Below are 24,220 nucleotides of genomic sequence, written 5' to 3'. Positions count from 1 at the left end.
AGGTTTTTTTATGATTCCAGATGTAACGTTGAACGATGGATTTCAGATGCCAGCACTGGGCCTGGGAACGTTCCAGGTCCGTGGTGGTCAAGGCGTCAATCAAATTTTAGCAGCGATTAAAGATGGTTATCGTAGCTTAGACACGGCGACCAATTATGATAATGAGGGTGCTGTGGGTGAGGCAATTCGGCGATCAGGCATTCCACGAGCAGATTTTTTTGTGACGTCGAAACTTCCCGGCAAGTATCATCGGTATGCAGACGCTACCACGGCGATTCAGGAGTCCCTGTACCGTATGGGGCTAGACTACTTTGACCTTTTCTTGATTCACTGGCCGTTACCGAAACGGGACTTGTACGTTCAGGCTTGGCAGGCGATGGTCGATGCCAGGCAACGCGGCTTAATTCGGTCGATTGGCGTTTCTAACTTTGAACCGGAACACCTGGATCGGTTGATCAAGGAGACTGGCGTGGTACCAGCAGTCAACCAGCTTGAGGTTCACCCATACTGGGTGCAGGACCGGATGCTTAAAGAAGATACCAAACGTGGCATCATCACGGAAGCCTGGAGTCCATTGGGTCGTGGGAGCGCGGCACTAAAAGAGCCCGTCATCGTTGACTTGGCGAAAAAGTATGGCAAAAACGTCGGCCAGATTATTTTACGCTGGCACGTCCAACGTAACGTGGTGCCAATCCCCAAGGCCAGCAATCTGGTTCATCAGCGAACAAATTTAGACTTATTCGACTTTAAGTTGACACCAGACGAGATTCAGGCCATCAATGACTTAAGTCAACCGGACGGCCGAATCGACGGCCAGGATCCAAATGAGTATGAGGAATTTGATTGAATTTGAAAGGATAACGGGTCGTACTCAGAAGATGGGCTAGGGGTTACGCGTGACTAAAGATTGAAAGTTCCAAAACACCACTGATGCTTGTTGGTACAACGATCCTGATCCTAAAATTAGGCGATTTAGGCCAGTCATCACCTTACCGATCGGCAGATATGGGTTGGAATGGGGCGAACACAACTAGAAGCTTCGAAAATATCGAGCTGCCAAGCTTGGGTTTCAACCTGCAGCTCGTGATATTAGAATCGATTAAAAGAGAGACACTGTCCGGTTGGGGATGGTGTTTTTTTATGGACTGGGAAGTATCAGTGGTGAGCAGTAATTGGGGACGGCGTGCAGAAAGACAACCAGTTATTAAAAAGATCAATGACTAAATAATAATCCCAGAACACTGGCGCAACGGATTTTTGAGCTATCGCCAATAAAAGGGCGGTGTGAGGCGTAATGACTGGGATAGTCCTTTAGTCTGTTATTTAATTTTCATCGTTAAAATATAATAAAAATTATAACACGTTTAACTATCATCACCAGCAACCATCTGATATACTAAACGTGCAAAATGAAATTAACATCATTAACTATATTTGCAGAATTAAGCAGCTTGTTGGCGTAACAATTTGAGAATTGAAGGGGATCTGGGGATGTTTCAACGTAGACGACGAACCTGGCAGCAGCGATTCTGGAAATCGGGGATTCCGATGACGTTATTAGGGATGAGCCTTGGTGGTTACTGGGACATGTTAACCCAACCGCCTATGGCGCAGGCCAAGGCGCGGGCAGCGGTTCAGCACCGGACACAACGGGCAAATGGGTTCTTTGCACAGACATATCAAGGAAAAAATGGAACCTGTAAATGGCAGATCGACGGCTATGGGGTTTTGCATATCCATGCGGGAACACTCGAACCGACCGGTGGAAGCTGGTCAAAGTGGGGCGAATTTAAAGAAAAAATTCATAGTATCTCTATTGAGGGACCTGTCAAATTACCATCAAGTGCGGGATATACATTTGGTGATTTAGGAGATATTGGGGAAATAAAGGGCTTAGAAAATATAGATACTAGTCAAGTTAGGTCAATGCAGGGCCTTTTTACAGGTGACCGAATTACTGGCACATTGGATTTGAATAGTTGGGATACGTCGCACCTCTCGATGGTTATGGATTTGTTTGCTGGAGCACAGGTAGATCAGATCAAGATGAATCGCTGGGATATGAGACACGTCTCACGGACGACGAACATGTTTAGCGGTCTGCAGACGGATAGCTTAGATTTAAGTGGTTGGACACTAGCGCAGGCGACCGACTTATCCGAAATGTTTTCCGGGTCGTCGATGAGGCGCTTAAATGTTTCTGGTTGGCAAACACCACAACTAAACTATGCAAAAAATACGTTTCAAGGAATGGAAAACTTAAAATCGTTGGACCTGTCTTCATTTGATTTAACCCACATCAAAACAGACTACCATGGATATTCAGGCATGCTGAATGGTTTAGGCGAGTTGCACGAATTAAAGCTCGGACCTAAATCAGTGCTGCATGATTCGCAGAAATTGCAGTCGGCGGGCCTCAGCATGACCAGTGGAAATAGGTTGTATACCGGATTTTGGCAAAATGTTGGGAAGGGGACAGTCAAAGATCCCGTAGGCAAACAGGTCTGGACGGCGGATCAATTAATGCTGCAATACGATGGTTCGCAGCCGGAGACTTATGTTTGGCAACCAAGAATGGGGTCCGTGTTGGTCCACTATTTAGACGAAGATGGTAAAGCAATTCAGCAGGATCAGACCATTACGGGTCGTGTGACAACGGCGTACCAGCTTCCAGAGCTAGATGCCCACAAATATCAGTTACTGCAACGGTCAGACGATGGATTAGGAAACTTTGAGAGTGATCCAAGTGAGGTGACGATGACCTACCGTAAGCGCTTGGGTCAAGTAGTCGCATATTACCTTAATGGGTCAACGGGAAAACTACTGGATAGCACGACGACACGGGGACTTTTAGGTGATTCCTATGTGTTGGCTGAAAAGCAGTATCCGCATTTACACTTAGTAGCCGAGCCTAAGCTGCAGACTGGCAGCTATCAAGAGACTGAACGTGCGGTATTCTTCGTGTATCAGCCAGAGCAAGAAGAATTGAAGCCGGAGTTGCCGAAGCCAGAGTTGCCGAAGCCAGAAGTACCGAAGCCAGAAGTACCGAAGCCAGAAGTACCGAAGCCAGTATCACCAAAGCCGGAGTTGCCGAAGCCGGTGTCACCGAAACCAGAAGCACCGAAACCGGAGCAGCCCAAGCCCAGCCAACCAGCGCCGGTAGTCCCCAAACCAACGGCCCCCAAGCCAACCGTTCCAGGTACGCCAATTCTGCCTGTGACGCCAGAAACACCGGGGATTATGCCGATACGACCGGTGTTGCCCATTGTGCACCCGCATATTAGTACGCCAAAGTTGACAGTCACTGATTTACGGCGATTGACTGCTCGAAACTACACGACTTATGTGGGGGATGATGCGCCAACGTTGCGCGACTTTCAAGCAGTCGCGACAAACCGACAGGGCCAATCAGAGGTGGTCTACTTAGATTTGAGTCAGGTAAATTTGAGAGCCGTTGGGAGTTACCCGGTTACCCTAACAACTGGTGATGGTCAACGGCTCGTCGTGCAACTGGTTGTTACTGACCGGCAAGTGACCAGATCGATTTCAGGGGGCGCTAATGACCTTGTGACAGGTAGTGGTGATGGCGATGCTATTGATGAAGGAACAGTTGATGAGCAATCAGCAGTATCAGCAGATGGTAAGGGAAAAAAGAGGCAGCGTGCGACTCCCCAAACGACTAGTCAAGGTCATACGGATGATACCGTACAGCCGACGAATAAAGTACTCCCTGCAACGGGATCAGCTGAAAATTGGTTGGCCCGAATCATTGGGGTGAGCTTAGGGAGCTTGATTGTTATTTTATGGCGTCGCCGAAAATAAGCAAAAAGTGAACGGAACCAAAGGCTACAATTGGGCAACGTTGCTTAACTTTAGTCACACGTTTCGGTCATATAAACTTGAATAACAAAAGAGCCTGAGATATTTTTCCCAGGCTCTTTATTATTAATGGACAGATTGCATTTTAGCCTGCTTGATCAGTTGGTTTAGAATAGTTACAGCTTGCTGTTGCGCTACCTTTTGAACGGACTTCTCAGTTTTTTGCTTGATCTGAGCCAGTTCCTTAGCTGTTAAGCTTGGATTGGCAGCAGCTTCCTTTTTGACCGTGGTCGTTACAGTTTGCGTCAGGGTCGTCTTGGCAGCTGCTTCCCGTTTCTTAACGGCGCTGCTCAGCCATTTCGCCTGGTGCGTGCTTAGTGTGACCCATGAGTTAGGCAACACAAAGGTATTTTGATGTCCAACTAACTCGTGATGTGTCCCGGTCCAAGAAAATAACCAGCGCCAGAACCCACTATTATAGCGCCAGGTCGTCGTTTTTGTGATTAATTTGGCTTGGTGTACGTGACGGTAGTGGACGCTGTTCGTCGTTTTTAGGCTAGCGGTAGTGTGACGTTGTTGCTTTTGAGTTGCTTTGCGGTAGACGTAAACTTTTTCTGTATTTGATTTTCGAACTGGCTGATAGATTAACACGTTCAATTGCTTGTCGGGCGAAATGGATGCGATGCTTGTTGTCGCCGTTTCGGTGTGATGGTGCATCCCCCAATGCCAATTATCATTACCGATCATCAGCGTGGCGCTGGCGACCAGAATGATGAGGCCTAGCCCACCGATCGTGAGTCGTTGTCCTTTGGTGGGCATGAGCAGAAAACCGCCGACAAAGATGATGATGCCTAGAAATAATGCGATGAGAATCATGCTGTCACCTCCCGACGATGATCCTTAATGAAGATTGCGAAAATCAAATCGATAATGCCAAATGCCGTCGCAACCAAGAATGCTGCGTGAAAGCCAGACATTGCTGCCGCGTAACTTTGGTTTTGGTAGGCTAATGGCGCACTGGCCAATAGGCTATGTGCCGGTGTGTGGTTAGACATGACATTTGCCAGCACACTCCCCAAAATCGCTGTTCCCATGGAGGTCGTGACCTGACGCATGGTACTATTGACGGCCGTTCCGTGACTCAGCTGCAGTCCCTTGAGATCAATCGAACTAGCTGCCGTAATCGGCATGGTGACCAGGGCAACCCCAATCATGAGGACGGTGTATTCACAGATGATGTAACTATAAGGTGTGTTCCGTGTTAGCAGGGCAAATGGCAACGTGCCGAGTGTCAGGAGAAAGGTCCCAATCAAGGCCAAACGGCGGCCACCCATGCGGTCGTACAGGTTACCACTGATGAGGCTGACAACACCATAGACTAAGGCGCCAGGCAGAATCATTAATCCAGAGTGAAAGGGACTGAGACCACGAACCTGTTGGAGATACATGGGTAAGACGACTTGAATCCCAATCATGGCGGTGTTGGAGAGCGCTGTGACGAACGACGCAATAGTAAATGACGGAATCTTCAAGAGGCGGACGTTAAGAAATGGATCGGCCTGGGGCCACTCATGGCGAGCGAAGAGGCCAATGAAGATGAGACCGACCACGATGCCAATGATAACGCTGGTAGAGCCCCAACCATTTTCGCCAACCTCGGAAAAGCCGTAGAGCAGGCTACCGAAGCCAATGGTCGATAGAATAATGGCCAGCGTATCGATCGGTGATTTTTTAACTGGAATGACTGGTCGCACGAAGGCCAGAGATAAGATCAAAACCAAAACAACCGGAGGAATCATGACGCCGAACAGGTCGCGCCAAGTGGCGTTGTCGAGAATCCAGCCGGAAACGGTCGGTCCTAAGGCTGGCGCAAGACCAATGACGATACCGCCGAGGCCCATCATCGATCCGCGTTTATCAGCGGGAAAAGTAACTAGTAATACGGTCTGAATCGTGGGAAACGTGATACCGACCCCGATGGCTTGGACCAGTCGACCTAAGAAAATCATACCAAAGCCAGTTGCCGTGTAGCTGATGACCAACCCAACCAGGAAAAAGCTGAGCGCGGCCAGGTAGATGGTTCGCAGACTGAAGTTGTTGACCAACCAGGCACTGATTGGAATCATGATTCCCATGACTAGCAGAAAGCCGGTCGTTAACCACTGAACGGTGGCACTGGAAATTGCGAAGCGCGTCATTAACGTGGGATAGGCTGTGACTAGCATGTTGGTGGTCAGCGCCGTACAGAATGTGCCGCACATTAGGGTGACCATTAACCAGACACGGTTGAATGGTCGTCCGTTTGTATCTTTCATTAGAAATTGCCCTCTTTATCTCGGCGATAAACTATCGCTAAATTTAAAAATGATTATAGACTGTTTTAAGAAGAAAATAAACTGTTATTATCAGTTTATTTTAAATTTTAGACAGGGTATAATGGCGAAAAGGGCTTTGGAAGGGGCAACAGTATGGTTAAACGGCGGACATTAACACAGGGAAAGGTAATTGAACAAGCAAACCAACTTATTGCGGAAAATGGTATCGATAAACTGACGATTAGGTCGCTGGCCGATGCGTTGGATGTGCGACCACAATCTATTTATAATTATGTTGATAGTTTGAACGATTTGCTAGATCAAGTTGGGGTCGCTTTCGTTCACGAGATTGAACAGCGATTGATGCGGCATTTGATGGGTGTGTCTGGGAAGGAAGCGCTCATGGTGTTTGCTCGCGAATTTCGTCAGGGCTGCCACGAACAACAACACTTGGCCCCGCTTTTGCTAAATCCCAACGACCTGCAGCAGCTTCAACAGACCCATTTGGCATTGGTCACACTGTACCACCAGATGTTCGCTAGCCTCCATTTGGCAGAGGACGAGTCGTCTGGCTTAGTGGAATCGACACTGTACCGGTCCGCGTTATTTGGTTTTATCATGCAGGAAATGGGTGGCTTTCTACAATTGCCCGCCCAGCAGGTCGATGACCGGTTTGAACAGACCATGCAATTGGCGATTGACCAGTTTTCGGCGATTGATTAACTTTTTACTGAAAATTGAAAGCCAAAATGTTTGCGTTACTCTTGCGACAGTAAGAATTATCACGGCTAAATTAGTGAAAACAGCCGCACTCTGGCTGCCAGGGATGCCGCTTGCTGTGGGAATGCTTCCAGCCAAAGAACGGGCTTCCAGCTCGCCTGAGAGCCGCCAAAATCAGGTGTCTCCCAGGCTTTTTGGTGTAGATGTCATTGAAAATAAAGAAAATTTCCGTTTTTCCTTGCCTTAGAGTGCACTTTAAGGTGTTTACTAAGACTTGTAAGCAATTGAGGGAGGTCATCGTGATGACGAAACAGTATCGCATTGGCGAGTTTGCCAAACTTGTGGGGCTTTCGACCTACACACTCCGATATTATGAAGATCAAGGACTAATCGTTGCCCACCGGGATGACAACGATGTTCGCTATTACCTGGAAGAGGATATTCGTTGGGTCGGGTTTATTCTTCATTTAAAGGGAACTGGCATGCGACTGAACGATCTGAAACGCTACGTCCGATTGCGGGCGCAGGGCGACGCGACGATTGAAGAACGTCGTGACATGCTGCAAAAAGTTAAAGCCGATGCCGAAGCCGACATTGCCGAATTACAGATGCATTTGGAAGTTTTGAGCCACAAAATCGATTGGTACGACGGCAAAGTTGATCAGACGATTGCGGATACTGAGAGCTTTCAAGATTACCTACAACAATTCAATGAGCAAGGAGCGGATAAAAATGGTCAAGAATGAAGACGTTAAGAATGGTGTTATTTTCCCAGCAGGTGATAAAAACGAGGCGTATCAAAAATTCTTCGTCGGCCAAAGTTATTTAAACGGTTTAGTTAATGATCCCGATGTGAACGTGGGTGTCGGCAACGTGACCTTTGAACCAGGTTGCCGGAATAATTGGCACATTCATCACGATGGGTTCCAAATTTTATTGGTCACTGGTGGTGAAGGTTGGTACCAAGAAGCAGGCCAACCCGCTCGTCATTTGGTTCCTGGTGACGTGGTCGTTACCAAGGACGGCGTTAAGCACTGGCACGGTGCAACCAAAGATAGTTGGTTCAGCCACATTGCGATTACCGCGGGAACGCCAGAATGGCTGGAACCAGTCGATGATGCAACTTACAACGCACTCTAGGAGGCTATGAATATGGCAAAGAAACAAACGGCTGGCCGCGACAACTTGGGCGATTTTGCCCCTAAATTTGCGGAATTAAACGATGATGTTTTATTCGGTCAAGTATGGTCACGAGAAGACAAATTATCTGCGCACCAACGGAGTCTGATTACCATTTCTGCATTGATTTCTGCCGGTAACTTTGAACAGCTACCCGCTCATTTGAAGATTGGTAAGGGCAATGGAATTACGAAGGATGAAATCGCCGAAGTCATCACTCACCTGTCCTTCTACGTGGGTTGGCCAAAGGCTTGGTCTGCATTCAATATTGCTAAGGAAATCTTTACGGATTAATGATTAATAAAAAAGCGGTGGTGCTGAAGTGGGCGCTGCCGTTTTTTGTTCCAAAATTAGACTGGCACTGACTTCACTTAAATCTGACAAGTAAATAATCCAAGTCCGAGATTAGTCGCTTGTCAGTCTTAATGTTCGTCAGCTATTCGCCCTGGGCACACTCTTTTTTTGAATTCTGTCCCTCGTCGATAGAAAGTCGCGGGACTATAATGAATGTAATGAGCTGGTTAGCGTTAGTGCCAGCGTTATAGAACGAAAGGGAGTTGTGGACAGATGAAATTACATAGGGTCATCATCGGGTTGGCCGGTGTGGTGCTCGTTAGTGGTTTAGTGTTGGGGATAAATAACTTAACGACTAAGCCAACGACGGCGGAGGCCGCCTCGGCGACGACACTTTACAAGCAATGGCAGAAGGTCTACGTTGGCGGTAAGACCCAGAAGTATGTCAAGAGCAACAATGGTCAGGGCGCAACGACGGCATTGTCTGAAGGTCAAGGGTATGGCATGCTAGCGACGGTGTTGGCTGCTAAAAAGGGCGTGAAGAACACACATACCACTTTTAACCAAATGTATCAGTATTATCGCGCACACCGGGTCTCCAGTCAGGTGCCACTGATGTCGTGGCAGCAGACTAAACGTTCGGGCAAGATGACTAGTGTGGGCTCCCAGAAGAATAGCGCGACGGATGGCGATTTGGACATTGCATACGCCTTGATTTTGGCGGATAAGCAGTGGGGCAGTAAGAAAACCAACTATCGTCAAGCTGCAAAGAGTCTGATAGCGGCCATTGAGAGTAAGGAAATCAACAAGACCACGTACCTGCCAACCATGGGAAACTGGGCGACGTCGAGCTATGATGTCAGCAAGCTACGGACGGCAGATCTGATGACGGGATACTTTAAGACGTTTGCCAAGTATACGAAGGATAGTACCTGGATCAAGGTTGCCCAGCGCAGTCAAATTGCCGTGAAGAAGTTGAGTGCACGACATAAGACGGGGTTGTTCCCCGATTTCATTTTGGTTACCGGGAGTAGTTTGAAATTGAAATCGGTAACGCCCTACAGCATCGAATCTGGAACCGATAATCAAGTCGGTTACAACGCTTGCCGGGTACCTTGGCGATTAGGACAGACTTATAAGATCAGTAAGGACGCCACGACCAAGAATGCGCTGAAGAAGCAGTTAACTTTCTTTAACAAGAAAAAGAAGATTACGGCGGTTTACACATTGGGTGGAAAGGCCGTTAACAATTATGTCAACACGGCCTTTACGGCACCAGTTAATTATGGCGCCAAGGTTTTAAAGCAGACGACACTACAGAAAGAAACGGCTAAGCAATTGCCAAGTAGCATTGAAAAGCAGAATTATTTCTCCGCAACGCTACAGGTGGTTACGGCGTTATCGTAGGGGAGTTGTCTATAGAGAGTGTGGGCAGACAGTTAGTTTGCAAGCATCACGTGATAGCAGGAACCATGCTTGATTCTGGCATGGCTTTTGCTATCGGGTTAAGCACAACAAACTGCCGTATGGCGCATGCTTCGACACTATAGTGGTATAAATAAAAGTTGCTTCTTTCAGAATCGTTAGATTCTGAAAGAAGCAACTTTTTGAGTGATGTAGTATGTTTTGATCGCAATTTTTTTAAAGTGAAAATAAGAGCTGCAAGTTAAAACCAGTAATCACGGCAGTCAGTGCATAGCCTAGAACCGTGACCCACCAACGATTAACGTGTTCTCCCATGAGGCGCGACTGACTAGTTAGGGCGACCATCGGGAATAGCGTGAAGGGCAAAGCAATACTCAAAACGACCTGAGCGTAGACAATTAGGTGCTCAAACGTCCGATCATTAAAGCCGACAACGAAGCCGATAATCACAATTGGAATGAGTGTTACAAACCGTGTCAGTAACCGTCGTTGCCATAGGGGGAGGCGTAAATTAATGTAGCCTTCCATCACGATTTGGCCGGATAGGGTGCTGGTGATGGAGGAAATCAGACCAGTGATGAGCAGAGCAAAGGCAAAGAGCCAACTCATGATGGGGCTGGCGAGATTGCCGACGATGGCGCTACTTTTCAGTCCTTCATAGACGGTCTGGAGACTGGTGAGCTGACCAGTCTTGCCGAAGAAAAGGGTACCACCAAGAATCAACAATAGGGCGTTGACGATGAGCGCAGCGGCTAAATGAACGTTGGAGTCCCATTTTGCAAATCGTAGTGCTTCGTTGACCTGAGCGGGATTGTTGTGATCGTAACGACGACTTTGGGCTAACGATGAATGGAGATAGAGATTGTGGGGCATGATGGTGGCCCCAATGATCCCAACGCTGAGAATCAGTTTGGCATGATTTGTCAGGAGACTCGTGGTCGGGATAACGCCCCGCAGAATCGCGGGCAACGCCGGACGAGCACGGACGACTTCAATGGCAAAGATAATCCCCACGATGAGAATGGCGCTTAAAACAATGAATTCGACACGACGAATCCCAAATCGTAAGAATAGCAATACGATCAAAACGTCGGCGACGGTTAGGAGAATGCCATAGAGTAGGGGGAGATCAATCAGTAATTTTAAAGCAATGGCTGTGCCAACCACCCCCGTGAGATCCGTAGCCATCATGGCGACTTCATTTAATAACCACAGAGTGATTCGAACTGGTAGTGGCACTTGAATTGCGATGGCTTGGGCAAGGTCCTGACGAGCAACGACGCCAAGCTTAATGGCTAAGGACTGCATAAACATGGCAACGAGGATGGCAATGACTAACACCGCTAGAAGCTGATAACGATATTGACTACCACCGGCTAGTGATGTCAGCCAGTTGCCGGGATCCATATAACCGACGGCAACAAGGGCACCGGGACCACTGTAGGCCAGAAATTTTTGAAAAAAGGAAGCTTCGTAAACGCTGGGGACGTTGACACTCTCGTTGACTTCATCCAAACTCTTATGACGCTGAGGTTCAGGCATGGTCGTCACCGCCCTGTGCCAGTTGTTTTTGGGCCAGAGCAGCTAGAAAGTGACCAAAACGGGGATCGTCATTCATGGGTGGGACCATTTGGAAACGGTCACCACCGCTAGCTTCAAACGTCTGGTAATTTTGAACGTAATCTTCTTCGAGCGTCTCCAGACAGTCAGCGACAAAGGAAGGCGTGGCAATGAGGACGTTCCGTTTACCCAGTTCGACCAGCTGCATCAACGTATTCTTGAGGTAGGGTTTCTGCCAGGGCATGGGACCAAATTTGGACTGGAAAACGGTCTGGACCTTGTCCTTAGGCAGGTCGGGTAAACGGTCTAAAACACCCTGGGTTGTCGCATGACATTCCGTTGGGTAGGGGTCGCCGTGTTTGACCATAGCTGTTGGAATGCTGTGGTAGCTGAACAGGACAGCGTCATAGTCGGCCTCCTGATAGGCTTGTCGAACTTGTGATGCCAAGATATCGAGGTAGGCGGGTTCCTGATAAAAGTGCCGCACGATGCTGAGTGGTGCGCCGGTTGCCTGGGCCTGACGAATGATGCCGCCGTGAGTACTCTGCGTGTATTGGGGAAAGAGTGGCAACAAAACAATACGGTCACAGGACTCTCGCATGGTCGTCAACGTCTGATCAATGGCGGGTTCGCCGTAGGTCATTGCATATTGGACGTTCCAATTGGGGAGTAACGCGCGAACCTGTTCACACAGCTTACGGGTGTAGACGATGAGCGGTGAGCCGTCCTTTGTCCAGATGTGTTGATAGAAGGTGGCTGAACGCCAAGAACGCAGCGGTAAAATCATTCCACGTAAAATGGGTTGCCAAATGGCTGCTGGCATTTCAATCACACTGGGATCGCTTAAAAACGTTTTCAAATAGGTCCGCACATCAGCGGTCTGTGGCGACGCAGGGGACCCTAAGTTAACTAACAATAAGCCAGATTGCATGAACGTATCCTCCCGAATTGACTGGCAGTGTGCGCCGGGATAGTCAGTATCTGAAACAATGCTGGCTGGGCAAGCAGCTGCCAAAAGTAATAACTTTATGATAGCATAATTTGTGCCATATTAGCCGTAGGGGAAAGCCCGGAATTGAAAATTCGATTACAAAAAAGGACCCAAGACAGTCGTCTCAGGTCCCGATTAAAGTTGTGTTTAGTAAGTTGAAACGTAGGCTTGGTTAGCAGTGACGTAGTTCCCATTGCTTAACTGGAACCGGTAGGCACCCTTACTATTCTTAGCAACGCCAGTAACGGCAAGCTTTGTGCCAGTCTTAACCTTACTCGTCCGTTTGCTCTTGGTAAAGTTGGTGGACGTGTATTGGTAGACGGTCTTCTTGGCTTGAATGCCGTTCACACCAGTTGCTGTAGTGTAGTAGCTGGCAGCGGGAGTGGCAGAATTCGAACTCGAGCTGGAGAACCAACTATTAACAACGGAGCTATTCAAGACTTTGTTCAAGTCAACGTTGCCACTGATACCGGAAACGCGACCCTTGCTGCTGTATTGCCATAAATCGACAGAAGTCCCAGAAACACTAGGCTTCGTGGAGCTGTACTTGGCAATCCAAGTACCATCGAACTTCGAGAAGTCGAGCTTATTGGAGTTGGCGTACCATTCGCCAGAGTACATCACTAACGGCTTGTCGGTTAAGCTGCGCATGGTCTTCAACCAAGCGTTAACGTAAGTTTGTTCACTACTCTTGGCACCTGGCATCCGTTTTTCTTCATCCAATGCGAAGAACTTAGTATGTGAGTTGCTCCGCTTGTAGAAATCCTTAGCTTCCTGTTGGGCATCTTTAACGCTTGTAAATTCAGCGAACATGTATTGGCCAAATGGTACACCATTTTTGTAAGCACCATTTGCGTTGACATTGCTCTTCGTATCAACGATGTAACCAGGGTCACCAATACTCCCGTGTTGCACACGGATGATTGCGTACTTCAAGTCCTTAGACGCCTTGCTCCAATTAATATTTCCTTGATATTGCGAAATGTCCGCAACTTTAGTCCCCGCAGCACTAGCGGTCGTTGCGTTCAACCCCACGCCAACAGCCAAAGCCGCAGCGAAAACAGCTAATCCAGCACCCAGTTTGTGTAACGTCTTATGCATAGAATATATCCTCCTCAGTCTTTACGTCCATTGTACACGGTCTGGTCGAATGGGAGGTTACTGCTGGTTTACATTAAGTTACAGTTCGATTGCAAAAAAAATCGGTTAGCGTCAAAAAGGGCTGCTGTAATAGCGATTGATGATGATTGATGATCGACTTGGTTTAGAGCACTCATAATAGCTGATTGGATGCGTCTATTAAACGGTGGCCGAACTAATAGTCGTAGAAAACAAAAAATTGTCCTTTAAAAAATAAAGGACAACTTTTTACGGAGATAGCTAGTGTACGGCTGTATAAATTTTTAGAGCCAATTTGGCACGATTTTTGTCGGTTGTTTTGACTGGGTTATACTTGGAAAGACCAGCAGAAACTTGCTTGTAGCTATAAACGTTGCTGCTGCCACTCTCAAAGTACATCAGATCTTTCTTATTGGGCGAATGGTTCAGCCCCATCACGTGACCGAATTCATGGGCGATAGTACTAGCGTATTCGTACATTCGCCCCTCACTGGCCAACGACGTCTTGACCTTAGTCACGTCCTTTTTCAGCTGATTGTAAGCTGGAAGGGATGTTTCAACGTTGCCAGCTTCCTGATTGAAGAGACTCTGATAATTTTTATCACTGGTCGAAATTCCCTTAGCAGCTAGATTAGCCTTAGCCTTGGCTTCAATCGTGTTAGAGTACGTCGTATAGAAGGAATCATTCAGTTGATTGGTCATGGCAATGCCGATGTTTTGGGTTTCAGCTTGATAGTAAGACCAACGAACTTGGAGTTGCTTCTTAGCCGGCGTCCACCAGGCGTCACTTTGATCACTTTTAGTGGCTTTCGCCTTAGATACAGAGAAGGTCAAGGTATGGTTTTTCTTGGAACCCTGGGTGAACTGTTTTGTCCCGAGTTTTTTGTTCCAATAAGCCATGGCAAGTTTAACACTTTGCTTGAGTTGTTTATCGCTGGTCTTTACGTAGACCACGGCTTTACCGTTCTTCTTCAGTCCTGTTTGGGCATCAAACGCCAGCTTGTATTTCTTGCCTAAAGTCTTGGCATTTTTCTGGTAGTAGCTTTTGCTCTTCTTTAACGTAGCAGCCGAAGGATTGACACTGGCCGCTTGAGCGGTGACGGTACTCGTCGCGACGGCCGGCACTAGTAACACAGTGGTAGCAGCTAGTGTGAGAAGTGACCGAGCCTTTAAATGGTTTAATCCGCGCATGATGTGAACCTCCCTCAATTCCCCAAAACATTAACATTTACAATAGCATAGGCTTTTCACTGATTGGGGTCAAGTGATAAAATTCGATAGAAAAATAAGGTATCAGTCCGTAAGCTTCGGTAGTGGCAACGCTTTCTATGAAATAATAAATAGAACGTTTGTTTGGGCAATGCAAGAGAATCTGGTATAGTAACTACAGAGACAAAAATGGGGGTAACAAAAATGGTTAAACGGTGTGATTGGGCGACATCTTCTCCGACAATGCAGCAATATCACGATGAAGAATGGGGTCGTCCTGAGTATGATCGACGAAAGTTATTTGAATTGCTCTGCTTAGAGACCTACCAGGCTGGTTTGAGTTGGCAAACAGTACTGAATAAGCGGGCTGCATTCACGAAAGACTTCTATGGATTTGACCTGCAACAAGTAGCGGCTATGACACCTGCCGATGTGGAATGGTTGCTGCAAGATGCTGAAATTATTCGTAACCGGCGTAAGCTAGAGGCCACAATCAATAATGCCCAGGTCATTTTAGATTGGCCGGAAGGAAACTTCGACACCTGGCTCTGGCACTTCGTTGGTGGTCAACCCATTCGACATCACTTTACGCGGACTAGTGAGCTGCCCGGGACGACCGATTTGGCCCAGCACATTTCTCGAGAAATGAAGAAACGGGGATTGAAGTTTGTGGGACCCACAACTGTCTACTCGTTCTTACAAGCTGCGGGGTTAGTCAACGACCACCTGGTAGACTGTGATTGGGCACCGGAAACTCAGATAAAGAAGGGATAAAAAATGCGCTTTTTACATACTGCTGATTGGCATATTGGTAAAAAACTTCATGGCTATGATCTGCTGGAAGAACAGCGCGACGCGTATGAGCAGATCAAGGCGATTGCACAGGATGAACATGTTGATGCAGTCGTGATTGCCGGGGACCTCTATGACCGGGCACTTCCCAGCGAGGCTGCCGTGACTGCGTTGGATGACATGCTAGTTGATTTGAACCGCAAGCAAAAATTCCCTTTGCTTGCGATTAGTGGTAATCATGACTCTGCTGTGCGTTTAGGCTACGGACAAGAGTGGTTTGCCAGCACAAATTTTTATTTGCGGACGAGTTTTGCGGATAGTTTGCAGCCAATCGTGATGGGAGATACGCAGTTTTTCCTCTTGCCCTATTTTGAACCGATTGCCGCACGACAATATTTTCAAGACGACAGTATTCGGACGGTCAATGAAGCGATGGTACGATTAGTCGCGGCCATGCAGGCATTATTTGATCCGTCTAAAAAGCATGTATTGGTTGCCCATTTCTTTGCGGCTGGGAGTCAGCATTCGGAGTCGGAAACGCAGGTGCAGGTTGGGGGACTAAATGCCGTGCCGGTAGACCTATTGGCCCCTTTTGATTATGTTGCGTTAGGCCATTTACACCGCAAAGAGGCCTTACAAAATGAGCCAAAGATTAAGTATAGTGGGTCGCCCCTAAAATTTTCGACCAGCGAGGCAGAGGATACCAAAGGGGTCTGGATTGTAGATACGGATACAGCTCCCGTTACGGTAACATTTAAACCGCTTAAACCACTACATGATCTGGTTGTATTGACTGATAGCTTTGATCATCTCATGGACTTTGACCATCCCTATCCGGTGACGCCAGACGATTTTGTAGCAGTAGAGTTGACGGACACCACACCGATCAGTAACGTCATGCAGCGTTTAAAGACCCGGTTTCCAAAGGTCGTGGAACTTCAACGGGTCAATCAGCTTGAGGTGACTCAGTCAACATTAGATGTCAAACAGGTTCAGCAAGACCCCTTAACGTTGATGACGGATTTCTTTGAACAAGCGACCCAACACAAACTGACGGCACAGCAACAAGAGTGGGCGCAAAGTACGCTCCAAGCGGCCTTAAAGGAGGATGACGCGCAATGAGTCCGTTAACTTTACACATGGAATATTTTGGCCCTTACCGTGATGAAACGGTCGACTTCAATCGCTTTTCGGCGACACCACTATTTTTGATCAGTGGCAAGACCGGGAGCGGGAAGACGACGATCTTTGATGGCATGTGCTACGCCTTGTTTGATCAAACGTCGGGTGGTGATCGAACCGCGCAGGCGATGCGGTCGGACTTCGCAACGTCAGCGGACCAGACCCGGGTCAGCTTTACCTTTACGCATCGAGAGCGGCGCTACGAAATTATTCGCGAGCCAGAACAACTGTTGGATAAGAAGCGCGGAACTGGTCAGAGAATTGTCCCAGCCAGTGTGACACTGACGGTTTTTGAAGGCGATCAAGAAATTACACAGCTGACGAAGGTGAAACGGGTCAAGGATTATCTGCAAGATCTGTTGCAGATGGATGGTCGTCAATTTGCCCAGATTGTTCTTTTACCGCAAGGCCAGTTTCGACGGTTTCTGGTGGCACCAAGTGAAGATAAGGCGGCAGTACTGGAACAACTGTTTAACACCGAAGTTTTTGCACGGTGGGCGGCACGATTGAAGTCAAAACTAAGAGAAAATGAAAATGCTAATCGAGAAACGGCAGCGACCTTAGACCGGTTGCAAAATGAATTACAGTGGACCGCGGAAAATGCAGACCAAGCCAAAACCTTGCTTGCCAATCACCAAACAACGAATCTATTAGCACTAATGGCAGTGCAACAAACGGCCATTCAAAGTGCAAATGAGCAGGTCGGGGTGCAACTTGCGACAGCTAAGACGCAAGTAGCGCAATTGATACGTCAGGATACGAGTGAAGAACAATTGGTTCATGATCAGCAACAGCTGGTCCAACAGCAAGCACACCATGACCAATTGGCTAAGCAGCAGGCCGACATGGCCGGACTCGAACAGGTAATTTCTGAATTGGAATGGGTCCAAGAACTGCAACCTAAGTGGCAGGCACGGCAGACAGCGACGATAATGGTCCAACAACGCCAACAAGATCAAGACCAAGCAATTTCGGCGGTTACACAAGCTGATAAGGTCCATCAAATAGCGGTTGATCAGCAAAAACAGCTCGCTCCCATACAGCAGAAAATTGATCAAGAAAAAGATCAGCTGGCCCAGCAGGTAGCGATTCGACCGGTTTATGAGCAGCTGAATCAATTAAGTAAGCAACTGGTGACCGCTCAGCAGACTGTTCGGCAACGCACGACTGACTTTAGTCAGGCCAAACACGAGGTGGACGTTAATCAAGTCGCCCAAGCTGACCAGCAGAAGATTTTAGCAACCCAGACGACAGTGTATGCAACTCAGCAAAAATTGACACAACGTGCAGGCGACTTGCGGGATTGGCATCATCAATTGGCAGACTTACAAACGATTGAACAACAAACTGTCAGGCTAACCCAGCAGGTGACCACGCAAACCGATAAGGTGACGGTGGCTCAAGCGATGGCACAGCAACAACGGTTGGCGGCGGAGGAGACAAACCAACAATTCTTAAAGAGTCAAATTGCCAGACTTAGTTCGCAGTTAAAACCCGGGACGCCGTGTCCGGTTTGTGGTGCCACGGATCATCCGCAACCAGCAGTTACAGCGGTCGCCGAGGTAGCTGAAGAGACCGTAAAGAAGGCGCAAACAACGGCAAGTGCCACTGAGAAACGGGCCAGTGACTTGGCTGCAACGCTAACGCAATGGCAGAAGGCCTTAACCGAGAAGAAAGACGACCTGACAGAGAAGCTTACAATCCTACAGAAGAGCCTTGAGCAATCAGCTGCAACGACACTGCAAGAGTTGACCCAGCAGGTTGCTAGTCTGGCGGTCACTTATGACAGTGACATAATCGCTAACCGGCAACAAGTCACGGCCATCAAAACGGCACAGCAACAACTGGCACAGTTGACGACTGCGGCAACGACTTTGACGGCGGCTCAGGCCACGGCAGATGATGCCAAACAAGTAGCACAGCGAAATGTGGATCGGCTGACGACCCAGCTTGAAACACAACGTCAGCGTTTGCCCGAAAAAGCAGCCACACTGGTCGAATTCAATGAAGCTGAACGGGTCCTGCGTGATCAGCTGAATGCAGACCAACAGCAATGGCAAGCCACCAGCGACCATGTTCAACAAACACAAGAACGAGCTGCGGTCACGAAGACCAAGGCCCAAACGGCAACCAGTGAGTATCAGCAGAGCCAGGCGCGGCTAAAGGAAGCTCAAGTGGCGGTCACGTCAGCGTTAACAGCGCATTTTAATAGTGACACCATGGTATCTGAAGACCGGATAGATGAGCAACTAGTCGAGTTACCAAGCCTACCAGTTAAGCGCCAGCAGCTTCAAAGCTATCGGACACAGGTCGCACAGGTGACCACCACCATTGCCGATTTGACTAAACGAATCGACAATCGACCGGTACCCGATCGTGCGGCGACTAAGACGGCATTAACGGTGAAAAACCAGCAAGTGGAAGAGCTTCAAACCCAGCAGCATGGCTATCAAGACCTTTGGCAGCAAAACGATGCGCACGTGCAGCAGGTGACTCAGCAAATCGACCAACAAGCAGTGGCTCTGAAAAAGACCCAGGAGTTGACCGAACTGAGCGGTATCGTCAATGGCGACGGACCGAATAGCAAGGTGGGATTAGAACGCTATGTGCTCCAAACTTACTTGCGGCAAATTTTAAAGGTTGGGAATTTCCGGCTACAGCAATTGACGAACGGCCGTTATCAGTTTGTTATTGATGAATCATCAGCTAGCTATAAGAAAAACTCTGGCCTTGAAATCAACGTTTACGATGATCAAGTTGGCGGTCAACGAAGTGTGCACACGCTATCTGGTGGTGAAAGCTTCATCGCATCGCTGGCCTTAGCGTTAGCCTTGGGGGAGGTGATTCAACAGACCACGGGAAGTGTGGATGTTGACGCCTTATTTATTGATGAAGGTTTTGGCTCGCTAGATGAAGATGCCCTAGCGACTGCACTGGAATCGTTAGAAACAATCGAAGGTAAACACCGAATGATTGGCATTATTAGTCACGTGAGCGAGCTACGTGACCAAGTGACTAATCAACTTCAAGTTGTTGCTGGTGGCAATGGTGAGAGCACAATTAAATACATTTCAGATAATGGATAACGGACCACAAAAGGAGCTGTGACTATTGCCACAGCTCCTTTTGTGAAAAGTATCTTGAAAACTACTGGGGCTGTACCGGGAAAGGAGGGGTTAGCCTAAGTTAGCTGACAGGTGATTGTCAGACTTTAGCGGAGGTCTAAATGACTGGTCATTTCTGCGGATAAGCGATATGAATCAGATTGGGTACGTAATTATCAGAGTCGTTTTTTGCTGGTAACGAAACAGCCAGCTGGACAATACCTTCAGGGTAGTTGGGTCAAACCAAGATACTTTTCACGTTAAGAATACACGACTTGACCGCTCATGGATATCCGTGAACCATGAGATGGGATAAAATAGTGCAGTTTTGTCGGTGAACTTTTAATACTGAGTTAATTTTGGTGGGAAACGATTGTTACATACGAAAATTCGTACAATAAAACGTCACCCCATGTAAGATTGTGTAAACGTTTAATTGATAAATTCAATCATATAATTAACGATTATCCGTGCATAACGTATTTCAAAGGTTTACAATGATTGTTAAATAAATGAGAAACGGGATGATTTTGATGTGTACGAGTTTGACCTATGAAAACAGTCGGGGAGACCATTTTTTGGCCCGAACCATGGACTTTGCCTTCGAATTAGGCGGCCAACCGATTTTTATGCCACGCAACCAAAAGATTCAGGGGGATGCTGGTGAATTTACCACCAAGTATGGGTTTATTGGTGCCGGGAGAAATCTCAGTCACTATATGTTTGTAGATGGGGTCAATGAGTACGGTCTCGGTGCTGCTGCATTATACTTTTCAGCGTATGCAAAATATGCCAAGGAAGCATCAGCGGATAAGTTAGGTCTGGCACCCCATGATGTGACCGCGTGGGTATTGGGGAATGCTAAGAGCGTTGCTGACTTGCGTGAAAAAGTAAAGCACATTCAAATCTTAGATGTCCCAGTCGCTTTATTGGGATTAACGACGCCCTTACATTTTATTTTTAGCGATCCGACTGGCGACACGGCCGTACTGGAAGCGACTAGTCAAGAACTTCATTTGATCGATGATCCAGTGGGTGTGATGGCTAATTCACCACAGCTAAGCTGGCACTTACAAAACCTGAGCACTTACGGGACGTTGACGGCTGAAGAACTGCCGCTCCACGATTACATGGGGTTTGAGTTGACAACGCAGGGGCCAGGTACTGGTGCACTCGGTTTACCGGGGGATTATACATCGCCTTCACGGTTTGTTCGGACCGTGTTTAACCGTCATTTTAGCCAACCCACGTCGGACGTGCCAAGTACGCTGAACCTGTTACAACACTTGATGGATGGGGTCACGATTCCTAAGGGTGTTAAGCTAAAGGCCGATGGTCATAGCGACTATACGCAATATCGTGGCTATATGAGTCTCGAAGAACGGGCCTACTACATGGAGCCCTACGATAATCTCGAATTACAGGGTGTTAAAATGACTGATGAAATGCTAACAGATTGGGATACCCCCGTTGAGTATCCGCTAGATCACACGCCGCATGTTCATCAGTTGAACTAGGATGGTTGCCAATGAAAACGATGATTCAGAAAAGTTTTGCCGAATTGAGTTCCAGAGAGCTATTTCAAATTTATCAGCTGCGGGTGGCTGTCTTTGTTGTGGAGCAGGATTGTGCGTATCAGGAGGTCGATGATCTTGATTTGACGGCACAACATCTATTGCGCTACGACGATGCCGGCAATCTGATCGCGTATGCGCGGCTCATGGATGAGGGCCAACAAGTTCGTATTGGGCGGGTCGTTGTCGCACAATCGGCACGGGAAAATGGTGCGGGTCGTGATTTAGTGGCGACCGCGATTCGTGCAGCCCAAACCACATATCCGGAAGCAAAGCAGATTGTGATTCAAGCCCAGGCGTACTTACAGAATTTCTACGCGTCATTTGGATTTAAACCAGTCAGTGAAATCTATTTGGAGACCGGAATTCCGCATTTAGATATGATTTTAACGGTAAACAATAATTAATATGCCTGACTAATCTTGAGACAAAAAAACATTACCCGTTTATCGCGGATAATGTTTTTTCGTGTCTTTGTTTACCGTCGTTGATTAGCAACGAAGATAAAGTTATTGATTAATTTAGAAGTTGTCCCAAGGGCAATGACCGCCCGAAGTGGCATGTTGAGGAACATCCGATCCTTTAAGGCCAGAGACTCACCATTTTCATCGGTATCCACGAACGGATTACCACTGTTATCACCGTTGATTTGCGGTGTGATGATAGTTTCCTTAAAAATCTTCAGCAATTCCGGGTCTTGAACGATTGCTGACAGGTAGGTCTCACTCGTGACGGGTGCCGGTGAGTTCTTGAAGTCCATTGTGAGCTTCGTTTGCAGGCGCATATCGCGGGAAGAGTCCCCAATCATGATTTCGTAATCCCCAGAGTCAGCTTGCCAGCGGTGATTACGTTCGCACCACCAGCTGAAGTCACGGCGTTCCAGCTTTAAGGTGACCGGTTCAGTCTTGCCAGGTTCCACCATGATTTTTGTAAACGCGCGCAATTCCTTAGTTGGCATTGGCGCGTGAGAAGCATGGTTGGCCACGTAGAGTTGTGGGACCGCTTGACCGGCACAGTCGCCAGTGTTCGTGACGTCAAAAGTTACGGTCGCACCGCGTTCGTTTTGGTCGATGGCCAAATTTGTGTACTCAAAGGTCGTGTAGCTTAGGCCATGACCAAATGGGAAGAGTACGTGCATTTCATGGGTATCGTAGTAACGGTAGCCCATGAAAATACCTTCAGAATAGTATTCATGATGGGGATCTTGACCAAAAGTGGGTGACATGGGTGTGTCGGTCAGCTTCAACGGGAAAGTTTCAGCTAAGTGACCGGATGGGTTGACGGAACCAGTGATAACATCCCAGGTCGCTTCACCCACAGCTTCGCCGGCCAAATAGGTCTCGACGACGGCTGCAATATTTTGAATCCAAGGCATTTCGACCGCAGAGCCGTTCTGCAACACGACTGTCGTATGGGCGTTTACTTTGGATAGACTGCCGATGAGGTCAGTTTGGTTTTCAGGTAGCATCAGTGAAGACTTATCGAAGCCTTCAGATTCGGCACTCGCTGGGTAACCGGCAAAGATGATAACGTGATCAGCCGCCCTGGCTGCCTTTAAAGCCGTTTGGACTAAGCTGTCATCCGTTTCACTTTGATCGATCCGGTAACCAGGATAGTAGTCAGCACTGAGGCCACTCTTCTTTAGTGCGGCTAATGGCGTGACTAAATCGCTTGGGTTAACGTGGGAACTGCCGGCACCCTGATAACGGGGATGGTCGGCCAGTTCACCAATGACGACGACCTTACCAGCGTGATCTGGGGTTAACGGCAATTCCTGCTGATGGTTCTTGAGCAGGACAATCCCATCATCGGCTAGTTTTCGGGCAAACTGGTGATGAGCCGCATGGTCGTATTTGCCAGGCTTAGGTGCTGGCAGCCAGTTGTTGACCACGTGGAGTAAGTGACGGACGGACTTATTTAAAGTCCCTTCGTCCAATTCGCCAGTCTCGACGGCACGAATAATTTCGTCCACGGAGGCCTGACCCTTACCAGGCATTTCTAAATCAAGGCCGGCACGTAATGCAGCGGGGTGATCAGCAACAGCTCCCCAGTCGGACATGACAGCACCATGGAATCCCCATTCATCACGTAAAATTTGCCGTAACAGCCGTTGGTTTTGTGAGTTTAAGGTTCCATTGATTTTGTTATAAGAGGTCATGACGGTTGCGGGTAAGGCCGCCTTAATGATAATTTCAAACGTCCGTAAGTAGAGTTCACGCAGCGTCCGTTGTGACATGTCACTAGAAGCCGTAAACCGTTGATTTTCACGGTTGTTGGCAGCAAAATGCTTAACGGAAACGCCAACGTGCTTGGATTGTACGCCTTGAACGTAAGCGCTACCCAGCTTACCTGCGACTAGGGGATCCTCGGAGAAATATTCGAAATTCCGACCGCCTAGTGGAGAACGCTTCAGGTTGACCCCAGGTCCCAGCAATAAGCTGACCTGTTCAGCCCGAGCTTCTTCACCTAGGTGTTCACCCAGGCGTCGGAGCAGTGGTTGGTTCCAAGTGCTAGCGTTCAAGGCAGCACTTGGATAAGTGATTGCCGTCACTGCGGCGTTAATATCGTTGGCTCCAGCACTCGACTCCTGTTTCCGTAACCCTGAGGGGCCATCAGTCATCATCAAAGCTGGAATATCTAAGCGGTTAATTGCAGCAGTGTACCAATTATTTTTACCCGAAAGTAAAGCCGCCTTTTCTGGTAGCGTGAGTGCAGCAAGCGTTCGTTCGATGTCCATACGTTCAAATCCTTTCTACTCGTTCATTATGTCCAGTATACCGTTTTCATTGCTGAGATGTTAGCAGTTCACGAATATCTTCTTAGGGTTGAAAACTAGCCTGTGTGAAAATGGCCGTCATCCGGCAGTTAGGAATTTCGCTTTTGTGGGGAACGCCTTCGATCGAAGAACGGGCTTCCGGTTCGCCTGAAAGTCGCCAA

20 protein-coding genes are annotated in these 24,220 nt (G+C 48.0%); 13 read left to right on the top strand and 7 right to left on the bottom strand.

What is annotated here, in order from left to right:
* Positions 1-10: 10 nt before the first annotated feature.
* Positions 11-847, top strand: a complete 837-nt coding sequence (locus tag EKM89_RS01040; RefSeq protein WP_125685303.1) for an aldo/keto reductase — start codon at positions 11-13, stop codon at positions 845-847.
* A 644-nt stretch (positions 848-1,491) separates the two neighbouring features.
* Positions 1,492-3,822 (top strand): MucBP domain-containing protein, encoded by a 2,331-nt coding sequence (locus tag EKM89_RS01030; RefSeq protein WP_125685301.1) that lies wholly within the window; start codon positions 1,492-1,494, stop codon positions 3,820-3,822.
* Positions 3,823-3,945: 123 nt separating this feature from the next.
* Here EKM89_RS01030 and EKM89_RS01025 read toward each other — a convergent pair whose 3' ends face one another.
* Both EKM89_RS01025 and EKM89_RS01020 read right to left on the bottom strand, forming a co-directional pair.
* On the bottom strand, positions 3,946-4,695 hold the full coding sequence (locus tag EKM89_RS01025) for a DUF4811 domain-containing protein (RefSeq protein WP_125685300.1): 750 nt from the start codon (positions 4,693-4,695) through the stop codon (positions 3,946-3,948).
* On the bottom strand, positions 4,692-6,134 hold the full coding sequence (locus EKM89_RS01020) for an MDR family MFS transporter (protein WP_125685299.1): 1,443 nt from the start codon (positions 6,132-6,134) through the stop codon (positions 4,692-4,694). Before EKM89_RS01020 ends, EKM89_RS01025 begins: the two co-directional genes overlap by 4 nt.
* 153 nt (positions 6,135-6,287) lie before the next feature.
* Here EKM89_RS01020 and EKM89_RS01015 point away from each other — a divergent pair, with 153 nt between their 5' ends.
* From EKM89_RS01015 to EKM89_RS00990, 6 genes are all read left to right on the top strand, one after another.
* Entirely contained in the window at positions 6,288-6,857 is a 570-nt protein-coding gene (locus EKM89_RS01015) for a TetR/AcrR family transcriptional regulator (protein WP_125685298.1), read from the top strand.
* Positions 6,850-7,101: a hypothetical protein gene (locus EKM89_RS01010; RefSeq protein WP_125685297.1), complete on the top strand. Its 252-nt coding sequence runs from the start codon at positions 6,850-6,852 to the stop codon at positions 7,099-7,101. Before EKM89_RS01015 ends, EKM89_RS01010 begins: the two co-directional genes overlap by 8 nt.
* A gap of 52 nt (positions 7,102-7,153) precedes the next feature.
* On the top strand, positions 7,154-7,600 hold the full coding sequence (locus EKM89_RS01005; RefSeq protein ID WP_125685296.1) for a MerR family transcriptional regulator: 447 nt from the start codon (positions 7,154-7,156) through the stop codon (positions 7,598-7,600).
* Entirely contained in the window at positions 7,587-7,994 is a 408-nt protein-coding gene (locus EKM89_RS01000) for a cupin domain-containing protein (protein ID WP_125685295.1), read from the top strand. Before EKM89_RS01005 ends, EKM89_RS01000 begins: the two co-directional genes overlap by 14 nt.
* A 12-nt stretch (positions 7,995-8,006) precedes the next feature.
* A complete protein-coding gene (locus EKM89_RS00995) occupies positions 8,007-8,327 on the top strand; it encodes a carboxymuconolactone decarboxylase family protein (RefSeq protein ID WP_125685294.1) in 321 nt (106 codons plus the stop codon).
* A gap of 273 nt (positions 8,328-8,600) precedes the next feature.
* The gene (locus EKM89_RS00990; protein WP_125685293.1) at positions 8,601-9,734 is read left to right on the top strand and encodes a glycosyl hydrolase family 8; all 1,134 of its coding nucleotides are present in this window, start codon (positions 8,601-8,603) and stop codon (positions 9,732-9,734) included.
* Positions 9,735-9,968: 234 nt separating this feature from the next.
* On the opposite strand, the gene EKM89_RS00985 is transcribed toward EKM89_RS00990, so the two are convergent.
* From EKM89_RS00985 to EKM89_RS00970, 4 genes are all read right to left on the bottom strand, one after another.
* Positions 9,969-11,294 (bottom strand): Nramp family divalent metal transporter, encoded by a 1,326-nt coding sequence (locus EKM89_RS00985; protein WP_125685292.1) that lies wholly within the window; start codon positions 11,292-11,294, stop codon positions 9,969-9,971.
* The gene (gene hemH, locus EKM89_RS00980; protein WP_125685291.1) at positions 11,287-12,243 is read right to left on the bottom strand and encodes a ferrochelatase; all 957 of its coding nucleotides are present in this window, start codon (positions 12,241-12,243) and stop codon (positions 11,287-11,289) included. Before hemH ends, EKM89_RS00985 begins: the two co-directional genes overlap by 8 nt.
* 207 nt (positions 12,244-12,450) lie before the next feature.
* The gene (locus EKM89_RS00975; RefSeq protein WP_125685290.1) at positions 12,451-13,404 is read right to left on the bottom strand and encodes a GH25 family lysozyme; all 954 of its coding nucleotides are present in this window, start codon (positions 13,402-13,404) and stop codon (positions 12,451-12,453) included.
* Between the two features lie 279 nt (positions 13,405-13,683).
* Positions 13,684-14,613, bottom strand: coding sequence for a matrixin family metalloprotease (locus EKM89_RS00970; protein WP_125685289.1), 930 nt, complete (start codon positions 14,611-14,613; stop codon positions 13,684-13,686).
* Positions 14,614-14,835: 222 nt separating this feature from the next.
* Between EKM89_RS00970 and EKM89_RS00965 the strand changes: the two genes are divergently transcribed.
* The 5 genes from EKM89_RS00965 (at position 14,836) to EKM89_RS00945 (ending at position 21,690) form a co-directional block, all read left to right on the top strand.
* Positions 14,836-15,405 (top strand): DNA-3-methyladenine glycosylase I, encoded by a 570-nt coding sequence (locus EKM89_RS00965; RefSeq protein ID WP_125685288.1) that lies wholly within the window; start codon positions 14,836-14,838, stop codon positions 15,403-15,405.
* 3 nt (positions 15,406-15,408) lie between these two features.
* Complete coding sequence (locus EKM89_RS00960; protein ID WP_125685287.1) at positions 15,409-16,545, top strand: exonuclease SbcCD subunit D; 1,137 nt, start codon at positions 15,409-15,411, stop codon at positions 16,543-16,545.
* Positions 16,542-19,691, top strand: a complete 3,150-nt coding sequence (locus EKM89_RS00955) for an AAA family ATPase (RefSeq protein ID WP_125685286.1) — start codon at positions 16,542-16,544, stop codon at positions 19,689-19,691. The genes EKM89_RS00960 and EKM89_RS00955 overlap by 4 nt, the downstream gene beginning before the upstream one ends.
* 551 nt (positions 19,692-20,242) lie before the next feature.
* Positions 20,243-21,226, top strand: a complete 984-nt coding sequence (locus tag EKM89_RS00950) for a choloylglycine hydrolase family protein (RefSeq protein ID WP_125685285.1) — start codon at positions 20,243-20,245, stop codon at positions 21,224-21,226.
* Between the two features lie 11 nt (positions 21,227-21,237).
* Complete coding sequence (locus EKM89_RS00945; RefSeq protein WP_125685284.1) at positions 21,238-21,690, top strand: GNAT family N-acetyltransferase; 453 nt, start codon at positions 21,238-21,240, stop codon at positions 21,688-21,690.
* A 71-nt stretch (positions 21,691-21,761) separates the two neighbouring features.
* Here EKM89_RS00945 and EKM89_RS00940 read toward each other — a convergent pair whose 3' ends face one another.
* Positions 21,762-24,020, bottom strand: a complete 2,259-nt coding sequence (locus EKM89_RS00940; RefSeq protein ID WP_125685283.1) for a glycoside hydrolase family 3 C-terminal domain-containing protein — start codon at positions 24,018-24,020, stop codon at positions 21,762-21,764.
* Positions 24,021-24,220: the final 200 nt, after the last annotated feature.

This window comes from Levilactobacillus fujinensis (assembly GCF_003946335.1).
Classification (GTDB): domain Bacteria; phylum Bacillota; class Bacilli; order Lactobacillales; family Lactobacillaceae; genus Levilactobacillus; species Levilactobacillus fujinensis.
This window is presented reverse-complemented; position numbering and strand designations above follow the sequence as displayed.